We start from the raw sequence: 16,937 nt of genomic DNA, 5'->3' as shown, positions 1-16,937 counted from the left end.
AACCAGACGGGGCGAAGTCAATCAGGAAACCGGGTCGCGCGGAAGGCACCCGGTTGCAAAATCCACCATTTCAGCCGGAAGCGCTTTCGGCCCGGACGGGCTCTCCCGTTTCTCCATGGGCGGACCGCCATTGCTGGCAGAATTCGCCCACCTGATCGGCAGGGATCGGCCGGGAGATGAGGAAGCCCTGCGCCTCTGCCACGCCAAGGGCACGGATGAATTCCAGCTGCCCCTCCGTCTCGATCCCTTCGATGGTGGTAGAGACCCGGAACGTGTCGCCGAGCCTGCGGATGAGTTCGACGAGTTCCGCGTCGCGGCTGTCGGCCAGCATCTCCCGCGCGAAGGATCGGTCGATCTTGAGCTGGTCGAGCGGAAAACTCTTGAGATTGTTGATCGAGGAAAAGCCGGTGCCGAAATCGTCGAGGGCGATCCGCACGCCGTAGGAGCGCAGTTCGGCAAGACTTTCGGAAAGCGCTTCGATGTCGATGGTGAAGATCGATTCGGTGATCTCGATCGTCAGGCGCCCCGGCGCCAGCCTCGCCTCCCGCAGGCAGGAGAGCACATGGCTGACAAAGGTGCGATCCTTGAACTGGTCGCCGGCCACATTGACCGCAACACCGGTCGGCGAGGGCCACTTCGCTGCCTCGAGGCAGGCCTGGCGCATCACCCAGCGGCCGAGCGGCACGATAAGCCCCGTGCGCTCGGCCAGCGGCACGAACAACGGCGGCGGGAGGACACCCCGATCGGGATGGTCCCACCGCAGCAGCGCCTCGAAGGAGCGGACCGCGCCCGTTTCGACGCCCACGATGGGCTGGTATTCCAGATAGAACTCGCCATCGGCCAGGGCGCGGCTGAGATCGCGCTCGAGCTCGACCCGCAGGGTGGATTGTTCCGCCAGCGCGTCGTTGTAGAACACGTGGGCCGAACCCGGCACCTCCTTTGCCTTGTAGAGCGCGAGGTCTGCCCGCTTCAGCGCCGCCGACAGATCCGCATCGGTGGTGCGCAGGAAGGAAATGCCGATGCTGACGCCCGTTGCCACCCGCCCCTTGGCGAGGTCGTGCGGCTCCTCTATCGCCTGCTCCAGGCGGCGGCAGAAGGCCTCGACGCTGCCAAGGCTGTCGGGATCGTCGAGGAGGATGACGAATTCGTCGCCGCCCAGACGGTAGAGCCCGTCCGCAGGCGTGACCAGCGATTGCAGGCGGCGGGTGAGGTTCTGCAGCAGCTCGTCACCGGCATCATGGCCGAGCGTGTCGTTGACGAACTTGAAGCGATCCAGATCGAGAAGGAGCAGGGCTTGCCGGGGCAGCAGCGACGAGGCGAGAATGGCCGCCACATCCGATTTGAGGGCAAGACGGTTGCGCAAGCCCGTCAGGCTGTCATGCCGCGCCTCGTGGACCAGGGCCTGCTCCCGCGCCTCCATCTGGCGAAGCGCATGTTGCAGATGTTCCCGCGTCTTTCCGAGGGCAAACCCCAGGCCGCCCGCCGCTGCCGCGACGACGCCAAGCGCCAGCATCGGCGCCTGAGCACAGGCTGCCGGTGCAGATTCGCCAAAGATTCCGCTGCCATAGGTCAATGCCGGGACCGTCATGGCCAATGCCGAACATCCCAGCGCATAACCGGCGGGCCTGCCCGGCAGAAACGCTTTTAACGTCATGTTAATCGCTCCTGCTGTCGAGCCACAGGGAAGCTCAATTTTATTAAACTTGTCTTATGTGGGGGACAGCGCAGCGAGCCATTCGGCGCGGCAAGCCCCTGCACGGGTGGCGGGAACAGAGGGCGGGCACGGCATGCCACCGCAGGTTACACCCGTCATTGCGCTGGAAAAACAACGCTTTTCCATGGGGGCGCGAAGACTACCGCTTGTGCAATAACCCAATATTTACGATGATGTGATGAAAGTCGGGTGAGTATCTTCCGTGCCCCACATGTATTGGCCCGTACGGATCGAGTTTTCACGAGTCTTTGACGGGATGGACATGCGACGCCTGATCCCCGGCATTTTGCCACTGTTCCTTCTGATCGGCGGTTGCACGTCGGCATCCTATGATTTTGTCCAGACCGCATCGATCTCGCCCAAGTTCAAGGATACCGATCCGCAGGACTTCGGCGATCTCAAGCCGCAGGTGCACCCCGTGCACGGCATCGACATCTCCAAGTGGAACGGCGACATCGACTGGGCCAAGGTGAAACAATCGGGCGTCTCCTTCGCCTTCATCAAGGCAACCGAGGGCAAGGACAGCGCCGACCCCCGTTTCCAGGAATACTGGCGCCAGGCAAACGCCGTTGGCATTCCGCATGCGCCCTACCACTTCTACTATTTCTGCTCCACGGCGGATCAGCAGGCGGACTGGTTCATTGCCAACGTGCCGCGTGCCTCCATGGATCTGCCGCCCGTGCTGGACGTGGAGTGGAACGGCGAATCCAAGACCTGCCGTACCCGTCCGGACCCGGAAACCGTGCGTGCCGAAATGCAGCGCTTCATGGACCGGCTGGAGATCCATTACGGCAAGCGGCCGATCATCTACACATCCGTGGATTTCCACCGCGACAACCTCGTCGGGCACTTCCGGCATTACCATTTCTGGCTGCGCTCCGTCGCCGCGCATCCGAGCAAGACCTACGATCAGCGCCGCTATGCCTTCTGGCAGTATACCTCGACCGGGGTCGTGCCCGGCATCAAGGGTCTGACCGACATCAATGCCTTCGCAGGAAGCCCCAAGGCCTGGCAGGCCTGGGTGGCCCAGATGAACAAGAACTGACCCGGCGGCGGGCATCGCCCCGCCTCCTTCCTTCCCGACTGGCGAAGCGATCTTTCTTCCGTCAAAATCTTCTGGAAAAGCTCCCGCAGAGCGCGATATTGCTGTCGCAACCAGAGATCAGACCGAAGGAACCCATGATGACCGCTGCCTTGCCCCGTCTTCCCCGCCTTGCCCGTGGATTGGCCACGCTCGGACTGCTCGCCATGGTCGCGACGCCGGCAGCGGCAGCCGAATGCGGCGGCGACTTCAAGGCGTTTCTCGACGGGGTGGCCGCGGAGGCAAAGGCCGCAGGCTCGTCCGATGCGGCGATTGCGAAGGTGCTCGGCAATGCCCGCATCGACCAGAAGGTGCTCTCGATGGATCGCGCCCAGGGTGTGTTCAAGCAGACCTTCCTGGAATTTTCCAAGCGTACCGTCAGCCAGGCGCGCCTCGATATCGGCCGCCAGAAGATGAAGCAGTTTGCCGATGTCTTCGCCAAGGCGGAGCAGGAATTCGGCGTTCCCTCGGGCGTGATCACCGCCTTCTGGGCCATGGAGACGGATTTCGGCGCGGTGCAGGGCAATTTCAACACGCGCAATGCCCTGGCCACCCTCGCCCATGACTGCCGCCGCCCCGAACTTTTCCGCCCGGAACTGCTGGCGCTGATCAAGATGACGGAACATGGGGATTTCGATCCCGATACCAACACGGGTGCCTGGGCGGGCGAGATCGGCCAGGTGCAGATGCTGCCCAAGGATATCATCGCCTATGGCGTGGATGGCGATGGCGACGGACATGTGCGGCTGAAGGAGAGCGCGCCCGACGTGATCATGACCGCCGCCCGCTTCATCCAGAGCCTCGGCTTCAAGCGCGGCGAGCCCTGGATCCAGGAAGTCAGCGTTCCCGAAAACCTGCCCTGGGAAAAATCCGGCCTCGGCGGCACCATGACGGCCGCCGAATGGTTTGCGCTCGGCGTCACGCCGCGCGACGGCAACACCGGATTCGGCAACCTCAAGGCGGCCCTCGTCCTGCCGCAGGGACGCAAGGGCCCTGCCTTCATCACCTACCCCAACTTCGGCATCTATCTCGAGTGGAACCAGTCCTTCATCTACACAACCTCGGCGGCCTATTTCGCCACGCGGCTGATGGGGGCAGAACCCTACCAGAAGGGGAATCCAGAACAGGGCCTGTCCAACGACGAGATGAAGCAGCTGCAGGAAAAGCTGCAGGCCAAGGGCCACGATGTCGGCAAGATCGACGGCATCCTGGGCTCCGGCACCCGCGTGGCGATCCAGAAGGAGCAGCTGGCCCTCGGCATGCCGGCCGATGGCTGGGCTACCCGCGCGCTCCTCGATGCGCTCTGATCCACGAAAGCGATACCGGTCCGGCAACGCCTCCCCTCCCGGGAGGCGTTTTCGTTTCCGGTCATGGCGGGATGCATCCATTCGAAAGGCTGATCCCCTCATCAGGCAAACGCGATTTACAGCGCGAGGCAGCAGCCTCTAGTCTGGGACGAAACTTGTCATCGGGGACATGTTTCGGGTGGAGGCCAGCCTTTGGAGGACATAAGGCAGGGCTTTCGGAGGAGAACCATGGCCACGAACCCGCTGCCGCAGCCGACAATGACACCTCGTGCCTGGGCGCTTCTTCTGCTGCTCGGGCTGATCTGGGGCGGATCCTTCTTTTTCGCCCGCATAGCCGTCCAGCACGTGCCGCCCTTCACGCTGGTCTTTCTCCGGCTTTCGCTGGCGGCGGTCGCGCTTCATCTCTATGTCGCCGGGCGCATGGGCATCTATGAGGCGCTGCGTGAAAACTGGAAGCCCTTCCTGCTGCTCGGGATCGTCAACAACGCCCTGCCCCATTCCCTGCTGTTCATCGGACAGATCCACCTTTCCGCCGGCCTTGCCTCCATCCTGAATGCAACGACGCCGATCTGGACGGTTCTCATCGCCAATGCGATGACCGCAGACGAGCGCCTGACCGGGCGCAAGATTGCCGGATGCCTCACCGGCCTTGCCGGCACTGCCGTCCTTCTGGGGCCGGCAGCACTTGCCAGGACGGACATTCCCTTCTGGGCCCTTCTGTTCCCGATCGGCGCCTCGATATCCTATGGTTTCGCCGCAGTCTTCGGACGCCGCTTCCGCCACCTGCCCTCACCGGTGACCGCCGCGGGACAGCTGACCGCCTCCACGCTCGTCATGCTGCCCGTCTCCCTTTCGGTGGACCATCCGTGGACGCTGCCGGTACCGCCGCTACCCACCATCGGCGCCGTGCTGGGCCTCGCCCTTGTCTGTACCGCCTTCGGCTACATCCTCTTCTTCCGCATCATAGCCATTGCCGGCGCGACCAACGTATCGGTGGTCACGCTCCTCGTTCCGCCGAGTGCCATCCTCCTCGGCGCGATTTTCCTCGGGGAAAGGCTGACGTCGAATGCGGTATTCGGCATGGTGCTGATCGCCGCCGGACTGATCGTCCTCGACGGCCGGTGGCGGCAGCTCCTGTCGCAGCGGCCGCGTCAGGCATCGGGCTGAACCCATTAATATCCTTTAACAATTGGTGAAGGCGCCCTCTCGCAAGATGTCGCATTCCCGACACTTTTCGGCGTTTTGTTGCGCCGCACAATCAAAGGCCGGTTCCGGTAAATTTTTCCCCGAACAGATTCAAAAGGTTGCAATCGCCGGAAAGGCTTTTTGCAGGTACCGCTTCGCAGCGCACCATTGAAAGTGCTTTGCGGCCGACACATTTCGGTCATATCATTTAACGGTCAACAGCCAGGGAGGCCACCATGATGGGACTCGCGAATTCGTTGAATGCGCTACTGGTCGGTGCTGCGTTTGTCTTCGTTGCCGCCATGCTTTTCGTGTGAAGAGGCCGTTACTGCGGAGAAGACAGGTTATATCGGCCTCAGACCTGAAGAGGCCACAGATTTCAGAACGACGAACGGGGCGCCGGAGATCATCCGGCGCCCCTTCTTCATCCGCAGCGGTCTCTCCTCAAGCCGCGCAGAGATGCATGGGCAGGATGCGGCGGTAGCCGAGCCGCTCCAGCGTGCCGTTGACCAGGTTGGCCTTGTTCATGGTGTAGAGGTGAAACTCCTGCACGCCCCTGCGCGCGAGCTCCGCGATCTGCTGGGCGGCCAGATCGCAGGCCGTCGCATCGCGAAGGGCGGGATTGTTCTCCGTACCCTCGAACCTTGCCTCGAGCCAGGCAGGCACGCTTGCGCCGCACAGGCCGGCAAAGCGCTTCAGCTGCGTGATGTTCTGGATCAGCATGATGCCGGGCACGACGGGGATGGAAACGCCCCGGGCACGCACACGATCGAGGTAGCGGCAGAAAAGATCGTTGTCGAAGAAGAACTGGGTCAGTGCACGGTCGGCGCCATTGGCCGCCTTCAGCGCCAGCATGTCGATATCGGCATCCTGATCGCGGCTTTCGGGATGCTTTTCCGGATAGGCGGAGACGGAGATGTCGAAATCCGGATCGATGGCCTTCAGGCCGGCAACCAGATCGGCCGCATTCTCGTAGCCGCCGGGATGGGGCCGGTAGGCCGAGCCGACGCCGGAGGGCGGATCGCCCCTGAGGGCGACGAAACGGCGGCAGCCCGACACGCGAAAACGTTCGACGACGGCATTCACCTCTTCCCGCGTTGCCCCGACGCAGGTCAGGTGGCTCGCGGTCCGCAGGGGCGTTTCCTCGATCAGGCGGGTGACGGTGGACAGCGTCGGCGCCTGTGTGGTGCCGCCGGCACCGTAGGTGACGGACACGAAATCCGGGTTCCAGCTGGCGAGTTCCGAAACGGTGGTCCAGAGCTGGTCTTCCGCATCGGGGGATTTCGGCGGGAAGAATTCGAAGGAGAAGCGAAGGCGGCCACGGGTGGCTGGGTCGAGAGTGACGTTGGTCATGTCATCGGCTCCTGGCAAGGCTGTGGGAGGTGTGCCCTTCCCGCCCCTCGGACGGAATGGACCGCGTGTCGCGTGCCAGCCACAGCGTCACCGTCAACGCCTGGCTGTCTTTCCTGTCGGATTTCAGGTCCACCGTATCCTCGACCTCCAGCCCGCTGCGGGCGAGCCAGTCGTCCATGGTGTGGTGGGCAAAGCCGAGACGCACATGGGCATGTTCGTCACGGAGATATTCGAGCCCGTGCGGCGCCAGATCGACGATGGCGAGGCGGCCGCCGGGCTTCAGCATTCGCGCCGCTTCGGCAATGGCAAGCTCCGGCTGGTCGAGGAAGTGCAGCACCTGGTGGATGATGACGAGGTCGAACTCCTGGCCTTCGAGCGGCAGGTTGAAGATGTCGCCAAGCCGGACCGTCGCATGATGCACGCCGGCGCGGTCGAGGTTCGCGCGCGCCACCGCCAGCATGTCCCGGCTTGCATCGACCCCGATCGCGCGGCGGTACTGGTTCTGGAAAAGCTCGAGAATGCGGCCCGTGCCGGTGCCGAGGTCGAGCAGCGCCTCGATCTGGTCGGGCCCGACCAGCTTCTGCAGCGCCGCTTCCACGGCGGCATCGGACACATGCAGGCGGCGCAGCTCGTCCCAGGCAGCGGCGTTGCGGCTGAAATAGGCCTGCGCCCGCTCCGCCCGCGACTGCTTCACCGCCGCCAGCCGCTCACCGTCGCGCAGCAGCACCGGATCGTTCTCCGAAGCCGCACGGAGCAGCTGCCGCACCAGCGCCGCAGTGCGCCCCTCCTGCTTCAGGCGGAAATAGGCCCATGCCCCTTCCTGGTACCGGTCGATCAGGGATACCTCGCCCAGCAGCTTCAGATGGCGGCTGATGCGGGGCTGGGATTGGCCGAGGATTTCGGTTAGATCGGTCACGGTGAGATCCCCCGCCGACAGCAGCGCCAGCAGCCGAAGGCGCGTGGGCTCCCCCGCCGCCTTCAGAATGTCCACCAGATCGTCCAACCCGAATTTCACCAAGTCCGCCATGCGCAATCACCCAATCAAGATATAAAGATATCTTTATGTGATTTTGGATTTCGGCGCAAGCGGAAAATCGGATGTCGCGTTTGCGGTGATCGCGGTCGCGTTTGGTACTTTGCCCGGCAACGCCGCGTTTGCTGCAAGACAACGCCTTTTGCCCTGCGCGGCGTTGCGTTTGCCGTGCTGCACCCCCCTCTGCCCCTGCACGGCCTCGAGTTTGCCGTACTGCACCCCCCTCTGTCCCTGCCGGGACATCTCCCCCTCAAGGGGGGAGATCGACTTCGGGGTTTTTGATTTCCCCAGACAACAAACGTATCATCCGCAGAAACGTCTGCTGGGGACTGCCATCATAAACCCCATCCCGATCTCCCCCCTTGAGGGGGAGATGTCCCGGCAGGGACAGAGGGGGGTGCAGCACGGCAAACTCCACGCCCGTGCAGGACAGAGGGAGGTGCACATCCGCCAACTCCACGCCAAGCGAAGTCGAAAAGGCGCGCAGCCCGGCAAACGTCCCGCAAGCCACAAAAAACCCGCCGGACCTCTCGATCCGGCGGGTGTTCCGTTCCAGCAGAAAAGCAGGATGTCAGCGCGTCAGGCGCTTGTAGGTGACGCGCTTCGGGTTGACGGCATCTGCGCCAAGGCGGCGGATCTTGTCCTTTTCGTAGTCCTCGAAGTTGCCCTCGAACCATTCCACATGGCTGTCGCCCTCGAAGGCGAGCATGTGGGTGGCCAGGCGGTCGAGGAACATGCGGTCGTGCGAGATGATGACGGCGCAGCCGGCGAAGTTTTCCAGCGCATCTTCCAGCGCGGCCAGCGTTTCGGTATCGAGGTCGTTGGTCGGTTCGTCGAGCAGCAGCACATTGCCGCCGGACTTCAGCATCTTGGCGAGGTGCACGCGGTTGCGCTGGCCGCCGGAGAGCGTGCCGACCTTCTGCTGCTGATCGCCGCCCTTGAAGTTGAAGGCGCCGCAATAGGCGCGCGAATTCACTTCATGCTTGCCGAGCTTGAGCACGTCGTTGCCGCCGGAGATTTCCTCCCAGACGGTCTTGTTGCCGTCGAGCGCATCGCGGCTCTGGTCGACATAGGAGAGATGCACGGTCTCGCCGATGGTGATGGTGCCGCTGTCGGGCTGCTCCTGGCCGGTAATCAGGCGGAAGAGCGTCGACTTGCCGGCGCCGTTCGGACCGATGACGCCGACGATACCGCCGGGCGGCAGCTTGAAGGTGAGGTTCTCGAACAGAACCCGGTCGCCATAGGACTTGGAGATGTTGTCTGCCTCGATGACCACCTGGCCAAGGCGTTCGCCGACCGGAATGACGATCTGGGCATCGCCCGGACGCCGGTCGGCAGCGGCCTGAACCAGCTCGTCATAGGCGCGGATACGGGCCTTGGACTTCGCCTGGCGGGCCTTCGGGCTGGAGGCCATCCACTCCTGTTCGCGCGAGAGCGCCTTCTGGCGGGCGGCCTCTTCGCGGCCTTCCTGCTCCATGCGCTTGGCCTTGGCCTGCAGATAGGCGGAATAATTGCCCTCGTAGGGAATGCCGCGACCGCGGTCGAGCTCGAGGATCCAGCCTGTGACGTTGTCGAGGAAGTAGCGGTCGTGGGTGATCATCAGCACGGAGCCGGGATATTCGCGCAGGTGCTTTTCGAGCCAGGCGATGGTTTCGGCGTCCAGATGGTTGGTCGGTTCGTCGAGCAGCAGGAGATCGGGCTGGGCAAGCAGAAGCTTGCAGAGCGCCACGCGGCGCTTTTCACCGCCCGAGAGATTGTCGACGCTGGCATCGCCCGGCGGGCAGCGCAGCGCGTCCATGGCCATCTCCACCTGGCTTTCGAGATCCCAGAGGTTCTGGCTGTCGATGATGTCCTGAAGCTTGGCGCCCTCTTCCGCGGTCTCGTCGGAATAGTTCATCATCAGTTCGTTGTAGCGGTCGAGGATGGCGCGCTTGGCGGCAACGCCTTCCATGACGTTCTCGAGCACGTTCTTGGTCGGGTCGAGCTGCGGCTCCTGCGGCAGGTAGCCCATGGTCGCGCCTTCGGCTAGCCAGGCTTCGCCGGTATACTCCTTGTCGAGGCCGGCCATGATGCGCAGCACGGTGGACTTACCCGCGCCGTTCGGGCCGAGAATGCCGATCTTGGCATCGGGATAGAAGGACAGGTGGATGTTCTCCAGCACCTTCTTGTTGCCATAGGCCTTGTTGAGGCCGGACATGTGATAAATGAACTGACGTGCCATAGACCTATGTGCTCCGTGCGCATGTAAGGGAAAAGACGTTGCGCGCTATGTAGGCGAAATGCTCCGCCGGAGCAATGGCGCGGCACCCGTCCATACGCTGCTTTTCGGGTGCGGAAGCCGGCATTCCGGGCGCTTTCGGCAAGGGTGATTGCAGTCGGCACGCGAATCCGCTTCCTTTGACCGCAAAGCCAATCCGGAGCCACTGAGATGTTTGCCGAGACCCGCTTCCTGAAAAGCCCGACCGGTGCCCGCCTCGCCTATCACCACGAGCCGGCGGCAGGCACCGCGCGAGGTATCGTTCTGGTGTGTCACGGACTTGCCGAACATTCGAAACGCTACCGGCGCTTCGCTGCCGCCCTTTCGGCTGCGGGCTATCATGCCTATGCCCATGACCATCGCGGCCATGGCGAAACGACCGCTCCGGATGCTCCTCTCGGGCGCTTCGCCCGGCAGGAGGGTGTCACGGCCGTCATCGAGGACGTCATGGCCATGCGCGCCCTGGCGGAGGAACGGCATCCGGGGCTGCCCCTGATCCTCTTCGGCCACTCCATGGGCGGGCTGATCAGCCTCAACACCGCCGTGACCCATCCGGAGAGCTTCGCGGGCGTCGCGGTCTGGAACAGCAACTTCAACGTCGGGCTGGCGGGCCGCGCCGCGCAGGTGGTGCTTGCGGCGGAAAAGATGCTGCTGGGCTCGGACGTGCCGAGCGCGCTCTTGCCGAAACTCACCTTTCAGGCCTGGGGCAAGGCCATTGCCGGGCACAGGACACTCTTCGACTGGCTGAGCAACATCCCCGCGGAAGTGGACGCCTATATGGCCGATCCGCTCTGCGGCTTCGATGCCAGCGTCTCCCTGTGGCAGGACATCTTCGCCCTCACCTTCCGCGCTCCGCAGAAACGCTGGATCACCCGGCTGCCCCGCACCATGCCGTTCAATCTCGTGGGCGGCGGGCAGGATCCGGCCACCAACGGCGGCAAGGCGATAGACTGGCTTGCAAATCATTTGAAAAAATCGGGGTTTTCCCGTATCACCCGTGAGATATATCAGGATGCGCGGCACGAGACGCTGAACGACATCGGCGCACAGGTCGCTCTCCGCAACTTCATTTCCTGGTGCGGACGGATAACCACCTGACCGCCGGCAGGCGCAGGCAACAGGAACGAGGCCGGACCATGGACGCTGCCGACGATGCCAGACATCTGACCACCAAGAGCCGCGGGTCGGTCCGGAGCGACAACGTGCGTCTGGGAATGATCCTGATGATCATCTCCGTATTCATCGCCCCGCTGATCGACGTGTTCTCCAAGCTGTCTGCCGCGACCATCCCGCCGGCGGAAGTCTCTGCGCTGCGCTTCGTCTACCAGACGCTGCTGATGCTGCCGCTCGTGCTCTGGCGGGGTACGCTGCGCGAGATGAACTGGCGCAACACCGCCATGCACATGATGCGGGGCATCATTCTCGCCGTCAGCATGATCAGCTTCGTGACGGCGCTGCGCGCCATGGCCCTGGCCGATGCCATCGCCATCTTCTTCGTGGAACCATCATCCTGACGATTCTCGGCGGCATCTTCCTCAAGGAAACCATCGGCTGGCGGCGCTACACGGCCTGTGCCGTCGGCTTTGCCGGCGCGATGCTGATCATCCGGCCGAGCTTCGAGCATCTGGGCGCCGTGGCCCTTCTGCCTGTTGTCTGCGCCTTCGGCGTTGCCGTCTTCGCGCTGATGACGCGGGTGCTCGCCCACCGGGAAGATCCCTGGGCCATGCAGTTGCAGACCGCATTCTGGGGCGCGGTGGTCTGCGGGATCCTTCTGTTCTTCGGCAATGGCACGGGTTCCGACCTGATCGATCCCGTCTGGCCGGACACAAGGGGATTTGCGATGACGCTCGGTGTCGGCATCGCCGCCAGCGTATCGGGAATGTTTGCCGTCTATGCCTACCGGGACGCGCCGGCGTCCACGCTGGCCCCGCTGCAGTATTTCGAAATCGTCTGCGCGACCTTCTTCGGCTGGTTCATCTTCGGCGAGTTCCCCGATGCGCTGACCTGGACCGGCATCGCGATCATCATCGCCTCGGGCCTCTTCATTCTCTGGCGCGAAAGACAGGTCGCCCGTCGGCGCGCCGTCGAGGAACCGCTTGTCAATCCCTGAAAAGGCGCTTGAATCGATGCTTGAAATCGCTGCGGGAAAAATCGAAAGATGGGCGATAAGTCGCGGAGTTTATTGACGTTTGACATATGCCGGAGAAGCGCGAGACGCTATGGGAGCGGCACATGTCGGCAAGGCGGATGAGTGCTTCGGGCACTCCCGCACCGGAAGGAAGACCCTTCTTGTCGTAGGTGGAGGAGAGGCAGATGAAGCTCTTCCCGCCCGAAGACGCATAGGCTCCACGGACGAACTGCAACTGGCCTCCGGTCCCCGAGATGTGCCGGTGCCCATCCGTTTCGGAAGCGGCCTGGCCTTGCAGGTCTATCTGGGTGGTGTTGTTGATCGCCACGACGCGGTCGTTGCGCATGATGTTGTGCGGCAGGTTGGTCTGCTCCACCGGGCAGCACCAGAAATCCGGATTGCGGTGTATGGCGTCGTAGAGCTTTTTCGATCCGAGCGCGAAGGAATAGGCGACCTTGCGGGCATGGAGCGATTTGCGCGTGCCGGTGATGAGCCCCGCCTCGTACAGCGAGAGCAAGCCGTCGGTCATCATCTCGGTGTGGACGCCGAGATCGCGGGCGCCGGATTCGCGCAGCGCCGCAGCCACCGCATTCGGCATGCCGCCGATGCCGATCTGAAGGCCGGAGCCATCGCCGATTTCGGCTGCTATGAGCCTGCCGACGGCAAGATCAGCCTCCGTGGGCGGCGGATTGGGAAGCTCCGGCGCAGGCTGGTTGTCGCCCTGGATGATATAGTCCACCTCGCGCAGGTGGATGCCGTTCGTCTCCCCCATGGCATAGGGATTGCCGTCCGTGACCTCCACGATCACGCAGCGCGCGCGCTCGATGACGGCCCGGTGCCACAGATTGGCAGCAGAAAAATTGAAATAGCCGTTTTCGTCCATCCGGCAGGTCTTGAAGACGACAATGTCAACGGGTTCGACGAAACGGCGGTAGTAGTCGGGTATCTCCCCCAGATTGACGGGGAGGTAATGCGCGATGCCCGCATCGTGTTTCTTCCGGTCATAGCCGGAGAAATGGATCGAGAACCAGTGGAAGTGCTCGCCCTCCGGATCCGCCTCCAGTACCGCGCGCGGGCGCATCGAAAGGCAGGAGCGGATCTTGACGTCGCGCAACTCTTCCTTGCGGGCGGCAAGGGCCCGATCGAAGGCATCGGGCTGCACCAGCGTCGTGCCGTAATCGATCCACATGCCCGACGTGACGAGCTTCGCTGCCTCCTCCGCAGTGATCTCGCGCGCCTTAGCAGCTGCCGGTCTGAATGCCATGCGCGATCCTCCCCCTGATCGTCTGCCTGCCCTTTTACCGTGGGACGAGTTTAGGCAGAGCCCTTCCCCAAGCGCAAGCCGCAACGGCTCATACGAAAGCCATAGAAGGACGAAGCGGCAGGTGGCCGGAATTGCGCAAGCAGTTTACCGGTTTTCAGACGGAGGCTGGAGGAGCTGACATGTTCAGTCCAGAACCAGTTCCACGCAGGCAAGGTCCAGCCAGCGGCCGAACTTGTGGCCCACCTCGCGGAAGGTGCCGACCAGCCGGAAGCCGAGCCGCGTGTGAAGCGCAATCGAGGTGCTGTTGCCCGCCTCGATGCAGCCGATCAGCACATGCACCCGGTTCTCCCGGGCGCGCCCGATGAGGGCTTCGAGCAGCACCTTGCCGATCCCCTGCCCGCGACAGCCCTGATGCACATAGATGGAGTGCTCGCGGGTATTGCGATAGCCGTCATGGGGCCGCCAGTCGCCATAGCTTGCATAGCCCACGGTGCGGCCATCGAGCTCGGCCACGAGGACCGGAAAGCCGCGTCCCTGCCGCTCCGCCATCCAGGCGCGGCGGTTGTCGAGATCGACGATGATCTCGTTGAAGATCGCGGTCGTGTCGCGCACGGCGTCGTTATAGATCTCCAGGATTGCGGGCAGGTCGGCCTCCCTGGCCTCGCGGATTACCAGATTGCCACTCATGCCCGTGTCTCCTTTGCCTTCGGCGCTCCCACGAGCAAAGACCAGATTCGCTCGTCTTCCGAAAGTCTTTGCCGCTTCACGCGCGCTTCATGCCTTTGTGCCATGCTGCGATCACATTTGGCGCCGATGGAACCGCCAATGCCCGCTTCGTTTTCCGGACTTCCCATGCGACCGCTCTTTCTTGCCGCCCTCCTCGCGATCCTGCCCGCAACCGTGGGCGCGGCACCGCCCGTCGGAGAGCGGCCGGGCGCATCCGTCGCGGCTGCCGGGACGGAGCCGAAACGCGCGGCAACGATGAAAGGCCTTGTCGAGCCGCGGCTTGCGCTTTCCTCCGAGGTCGGTTCGCCCGTTCGCGTCGCCCTCACCTTCGATGCCTGCAGCGGCAAGACCGACCACCGCATCCTGTCGGTGCTGGTTACCAACCGTATTCCCGCAACCATATTCGCGACCGCCCGATGGCTGAAGCGCAACCCGGATACCGCAGCGCTGCTGAAGGCAAACCCGGACCTGTTCGAGGTCGAGAACCACGGTGCCATGCACGTGCCTGCGGTGGACAGGCCGGGCACCGTTTACGGGATCAGGGCGGCAGGTTCTCCGGACGCGGTCGCAGCGGAGGTTGCCGGCGGCGCCGATGCGCTGGAGAAGGCGGGATTTCCGGCCCCCCGCTGGTTCCGTGGCGCAACGGCCCGTTACACGCCGACCGCGATGGAAGCGATCGGCACCATGGGATATCGGGTGGCAGGCTATTCCCTGAACGGGGACGACGGCGCTTCCGTCGCCGCGGCGACGGCGGAAAAGCGTCTCGCCGGCGCCCGCGATGGCGCGGTGGTCATTGCCCATATCAACCAGCCGGACCGGGCAGCAGGTGCCGGTGTGGCGCGCGGCATCCTGGCGCTGAAGGCGCGCGGCGTCACCTTCGTGCGCCTCGCCGATGCTGCTGAAGAGGCCGGCGGCAAGACCGGCCACTGAATGCTGTTCCGTCAGGCCGTCAGAACCACATCCATGCCCCATGGATCGGTAAAGCGGACGGCGTTCCCCTCGCGCACGGTGGGGATCTCCAGCGTATCAAGAGCATTCTTCACGCCCTCGAAGGCGGTCCTGTCATTGAAGTGCAGGCTGTAGCGCGAAAGCCCCGCCTGATTGGCCTCCCGCGCGCCGGTTCCCCGGCTCTGCCAGATATTGGCCGCCACATGGTGGTGATAGCCGCCGGTGGCATAGAAGCTCGCGCCGGGATAGGTGCACATCTTGCGCAGTCCGAGGACGTTTTCGAAGAAGGCATCGGCATCCGGCAGATTGCCCACCTTCAGATGCAGGTGACCGATGGCGACGCGATCATCCATGCCGCCGAAACGATCCTTCGGCGTTTCGTCGTAAAGGGCTTGCAGGTCGAAAGGCAGCGTGTCCATGGCCACCGTTCCATCGGCGCCGTAGGACCAGCGCCCGTGGGGACGGTCCGCATAGATCTCGATGCCGTTGCCCTCGGGATCGGAGAGATAGATCGCCTCGCTGACCAGGTGATCCGCTGCGCCATCCAGGCGCACGCCGGAATGGGCCGCATGAACCAGCCAGCGGCCGAGCGCCTGCCGGTCCGGCATAAGGAACGCCGTATGGAAAAGGCCGGAGCTGCGCTGCGGTGCCGGCCGCACGTCCTTGCCCGATTGGAGATGAAGCAGGGGCTGGCCGCCTGCTCCCAGCACGGCCCCATGCTCGCCGCGCTCCAGAACGCCAAGGCCGATCATCTGTTCGTAGTAGCGGACGATCAGGTCGAGATCGCGCACAGCAAGACGCGTCTCCCCGACATGGGCGGGCCGATCGAAGGCGAAGGTGGAGGTCGGTATGGAAGAGACAGCAGTCAAGGAAACATACTCCCGGAGTTCATCCCGGTAACTTGGCGCAACAGGATCGTTTCATGAAGTCCGGAAATTCATGAAGAACCGTTCAGCGAAAGTGAACAAACGCGTTCTCCAGGCCCATCCATTCTTGATCCTGATCAATGCGGCGGGGAGCGAAGCGATCCAATCTCGCCGCAACGGGTGATCGAGCCGCCGACCGGCCGACCCGGAAAGGGAGAAATGGCCATGTATCGCAAGATCCTCGTTCCCGTGGACATCGCCCAGCTGGACCGCGGCGAGGCAATCCTTCACCGGGCAGAGGTGCTGTCCGATCCGCAAGGCGAAATCGTGCTCCTCAACGTGGTTGAGGATCTGCCGTCCTATCTCGCCATCGACGTGCCGACCGGCCTCATCGAGGGCGCCCTGAAGGAAGCCCGGGAAAAGCTGACGGCTCTCAAGGCCAAATGCGCCAGTCGCGCCCACATCGAACTTCGCACCGGTCAGCCGGCCCGCGAAATCCTGGCCGCCGCCGAGGAACATTCCGCGGACCTCGTCATTATCGCTTCGCATCGCCCGGACCTGTCGAACTACATCTTCGGCTCGACCGCCGATCGCGTGGTTCGCCATGCCGCCTGCGCGGTGCTCGTCGACCGCTGACGGCGGGCGGCACAGATTACCGGCGTCGGCCAGAGCCGCGCCTCCCGAATGGAAAGGAAAGTCAATCATGGATATCGCCCATTTCGAACAGCGTCTTCTCGCCCGCAAGCGCGAGCTCAACGAGCGGCTCGGCCGCATCGAGACGGATCTCGAGCAGCCTGCGGATCGCGATCTCGAGGATCAGGCGATCCAGCGCGAGAACGACGAGGTGCTCGAGGAAATGGGCGATGTCGGCCAGAAGGAGCTGGCCGCGATCGACGCCGCCATCGGGCGGATCAGGGCCGGCACCTACGGCACCTGCCCGAAATGCGGCGGCCAGATTTCCGAAGCACGGCTCGAGGCGGTTCCGCACGCGGCGCTGTGCGAGGAATGCATCTCCGGCTGAAAGCCGGGCATGCGCCCATCCCCTCCTCCTCCCGGCCGGTCCCTGTACCGGCCG

At 63.7% G+C, this 16,937-nt stretch carries 15 protein-coding genes and 1 pseudogene; 8 read left to right on the top strand and 8 right to left on the bottom strand.

Annotated features, from left to right (window positions below; genetic code table 11):
• Positions 1–70: 70 nt before the first annotated feature.
• Positions 71–1,654 (bottom strand): putative bifunctional diguanylate cyclase/phosphodiesterase, encoded by a 1,584-nt coding sequence (locus tag GGR23_RS03565; protein WP_183364711.1) that lies wholly within the window; start codon positions 1,652–1,654, stop codon positions 71–73.
• 322 nt (positions 1,655–1,976) lie between these two features.
• On the opposite strand from GGR23_RS03565, the gene GGR23_RS03560 reads away from it, so the two are divergent.
• The 3 genes from GGR23_RS03560 to GGR23_RS03550 all read left to right on the top strand — a co-directional run bounded on the left by GGR23_RS03560 (position 1,977) and on the right by GGR23_RS03550 (position 5,269).
• The gene (locus tag GGR23_RS03560) at positions 1,977–2,759 is read left to right on the top strand and encodes a glycoside hydrolase family 25 protein (protein WP_183364710.1); all 783 of its coding nucleotides are present in this window, start codon (positions 1,977–1,979) and stop codon (positions 2,757–2,759) included.
• 137 nt (positions 2,760–2,896) lie between these two features.
• Positions 2,897–4,102 carry a lytic murein transglycosylase gene (locus tag GGR23_RS03555; RefSeq protein ID WP_246364878.1) on the top strand — a complete coding sequence of 402 codons (1,206 nt, stop codon included), beginning with the start codon at positions 2,897–2,899 and terminating at the stop codon, positions 4,100–4,102.
• 228 nt (positions 4,103–4,330) lie between these two features.
• On the top strand, positions 4,331–5,269 hold the full coding sequence (locus GGR23_RS03550; RefSeq protein ID WP_183364708.1) for a DMT family transporter: 939 nt from the start codon (positions 4,331–4,333) through the stop codon (positions 5,267–5,269).
• A 462-nt stretch (positions 5,270–5,731) separates the two neighbouring features.
• Here GGR23_RS03550 and metF read toward each other — a convergent pair whose 3' ends face one another.
• From metF to ettA, 4 genes are all read right to left on the bottom strand, one after another.
• Entirely contained in the window at positions 5,732–6,640 is a 909-nt protein-coding gene (metF, locus tag GGR23_RS03545) for a methylenetetrahydrofolate reductase [NAD(P)H] (protein WP_183364707.1), read from the bottom strand.
• Position 6,641: 1 nt separating this feature from the next.
• Positions 6,642–7,667 carry an ArsR/SmtB family transcription factor gene (locus GGR23_RS03540; RefSeq protein ID WP_183364706.1) on the bottom strand — a complete coding sequence of 342 codons (1,026 nt, stop codon included), beginning with the start codon at positions 7,665–7,667 and terminating at the stop codon, positions 6,642–6,644.
• A 33-nt stretch (positions 7,668–7,700) separates the two neighbouring features.
• Positions 7,701–7,892, bottom strand: a complete 192-nt coding sequence (locus tag GGR23_RS23075) for a hypothetical protein (protein WP_210296822.1) — start codon at positions 7,890–7,892, stop codon at positions 7,701–7,703.
• Between the two features lie 352 nt (positions 7,893–8,244).
• Entirely contained in the window at positions 8,245–9,894 is a 1,650-nt protein-coding gene (gene ettA / locus GGR23_RS03535; RefSeq protein WP_183364705.1) for an energy-dependent translational throttle protein EttA, read from the bottom strand.
• Between the two features lie 207 nt (positions 9,895–10,101).
• Here ettA and GGR23_RS03530 point away from each other — a divergent pair, with 207 nt between their 5' ends.
• Together GGR23_RS03530 and GGR23_RS03525 are read left to right on the top strand one after the other, a co-directional pair.
• Positions 10,102–11,028, top strand: coding sequence for an alpha/beta fold hydrolase (locus GGR23_RS03530; protein ID WP_183364704.1), 927 nt, complete (start codon positions 10,102–10,104; stop codon positions 11,026–11,028).
• 38 nt (positions 11,029–11,066) lie between these two features.
• Positions 11,067–12,040 (top strand): annotated as a pseudogene (locus GGR23_RS03525) (DMT family transporter).
• On the opposite strand, the gene GGR23_RS03520 reads toward GGR23_RS03525, so the two are convergent.
• Both GGR23_RS03520 and GGR23_RS03515 read right to left on the bottom strand, forming a co-directional pair.
• Entirely contained in the window at positions 12,030–13,322 is a 1,293-nt protein-coding gene (locus GGR23_RS03520) for an acetyl-CoA hydrolase/transferase family protein (RefSeq protein ID WP_183364703.1), read from the bottom strand. The pseudogene GGR23_RS03525 and the gene GGR23_RS03520 sit on opposite strands and share 11 nt — an antisense overlap.
• 183 nt (positions 13,323–13,505) lie before the next feature.
• A complete protein-coding gene (locus GGR23_RS03515; protein ID WP_183364702.1) occupies positions 13,506–14,009 on the bottom strand; it encodes a GNAT family N-acetyltransferase in 504 nt (167 codons plus the stop codon).
• Positions 14,010–14,174: 165 nt separating this feature from the next.
• On the opposite strand from GGR23_RS03515, the gene GGR23_RS03510 reads away from it, so the two are divergent.
• Positions 14,175–14,978: a polysaccharide deacetylase family protein gene (locus tag GGR23_RS03510; protein ID WP_183364701.1), complete on the top strand. Its 804-nt coding sequence runs from the start codon at positions 14,175–14,177 to the stop codon at positions 14,976–14,978.
• Between the two features lie 11 nt (positions 14,979–14,989).
• Here the strand turns inward: GGR23_RS03510 and GGR23_RS03505 are convergent, their stop codons facing one another.
• Entirely contained in the window at positions 14,990–15,865 is an 876-nt protein-coding gene (locus GGR23_RS03505; RefSeq protein ID WP_210296821.1) for a VOC family protein, read from the bottom strand.
• 222 nt (positions 15,866–16,087) lie between these two features.
• Here GGR23_RS03505 and GGR23_RS03500 point away from each other — a divergent pair, with 222 nt between their 5' ends.
• Positions 16,088–16,498: a universal stress protein gene (locus GGR23_RS03500; protein ID WP_183364700.1), complete on the top strand. Its 411-nt coding sequence runs from the start codon at positions 16,088–16,090 to the stop codon at positions 16,496–16,498.
• Between the two features lie 67 nt (positions 16,499–16,565).
• Complete coding sequence (locus tag GGR23_RS03495; protein WP_183364699.1) at positions 16,566–16,883, top strand: TraR/DksA family transcriptional regulator; 318 nt, start codon at positions 16,566–16,568, stop codon at positions 16,881–16,883.
• Positions 16,884–16,937 lie beyond the last annotated feature (54 nt).

Origin of the sequence: Gellertiella hungarica (assembly GCF_014197145.1) — a bacterium.
Classification (GTDB): domain Bacteria; phylum Pseudomonadota; class Alphaproteobacteria; order Rhizobiales; family Rhizobiaceae; genus Gellertiella; species Gellertiella hungarica.
This window is presented reverse-complemented; position numbering and strand designations above follow the sequence as displayed.

What these genes read in the sequence shown, in the direction of transcription:
- GGR23_RS03495 (WP_183364699.1), top strand. Translation starts at nt 16,566, where the DNA reads ATGGATATCGCCCATTTCGAACAGCGTCTTCTCGCCCGCAAGCGCGAG.
- GGR23_RS03560 (WP_183364710.1), top strand. Translation starts at nt 1,977, where the DNA reads ATGCGACGCCTGATCCCCGGCATTTTGCCACTGTTCCTTCTGATCGGC.
- ettA (WP_183364705.1), bottom strand. Translation starts at nt 9,894, where the DNA reads ATGGCACGTCAGTTCATTTATCACATGTCCGGCCTCAACAAGGCCTAT.
- GGR23_RS03565 (WP_183364711.1), bottom strand. Translation starts at nt 1,654, where the DNA reads ATGACGTTAAAAGCGTTTCTGCCGGGCAGGCCCGCCGGTTATGCGCTG.
- GGR23_RS03520 (WP_183364703.1), bottom strand. Translation starts at nt 13,322, where the DNA reads ATGGCATTCAGACCGGCAGCTGCTAAGGCGCGCGAGATCACTGCGGAG.
- GGR23_RS03555 (WP_246364878.1), top strand. Translation starts at nt 2,897, where the DNA reads ATGACCGCTGCCTTGCCCCGTCTTCCCCGCCTTGCCCGTGGATTGGCC.
- GGR23_RS03510 (WP_183364701.1), top strand. Translation starts at nt 14,175, where the DNA reads ATGCGACCGCTCTTTCTTGCCGCCCTCCTCGCGATCCTGCCCGCAACC.
- GGR23_RS03530 (WP_183364704.1), top strand. Translation starts at nt 10,102, where the DNA reads ATGTTTGCCGAGACCCGCTTCCTGAAAAGCCCGACCGGTGCCCGCCTC.
- GGR23_RS03540 (WP_183364706.1), bottom strand. Translation starts at nt 7,667, where the DNA reads ATGGCGGACTTGGTGAAATTCGGGTTGGACGATCTGGTGGACATTCTG.
- GGR23_RS03550 (WP_183364708.1), top strand. Translation starts at nt 4,331, where the DNA reads ATGGCCACGAACCCGCTGCCGCAGCCGACAATGACACCTCGTGCCTGG.
- metF (WP_183364707.1), bottom strand. Translation starts at nt 6,640, where the DNA reads ATGACCAACGTCACTCTCGACCCAGCCACCCGTGGCCGCCTTCGCTTC.
- GGR23_RS03500 (WP_183364700.1), top strand. Translation starts at nt 16,088, where the DNA reads ATGTATCGCAAGATCCTCGTTCCCGTGGACATCGCCCAGCTGGACCGC.
- GGR23_RS03515 (WP_183364702.1), bottom strand. Translation starts at nt 14,009, where the DNA reads ATGAGTGGCAATCTGGTAATCCGCGAGGCCAGGGAGGCCGACCTGCCC.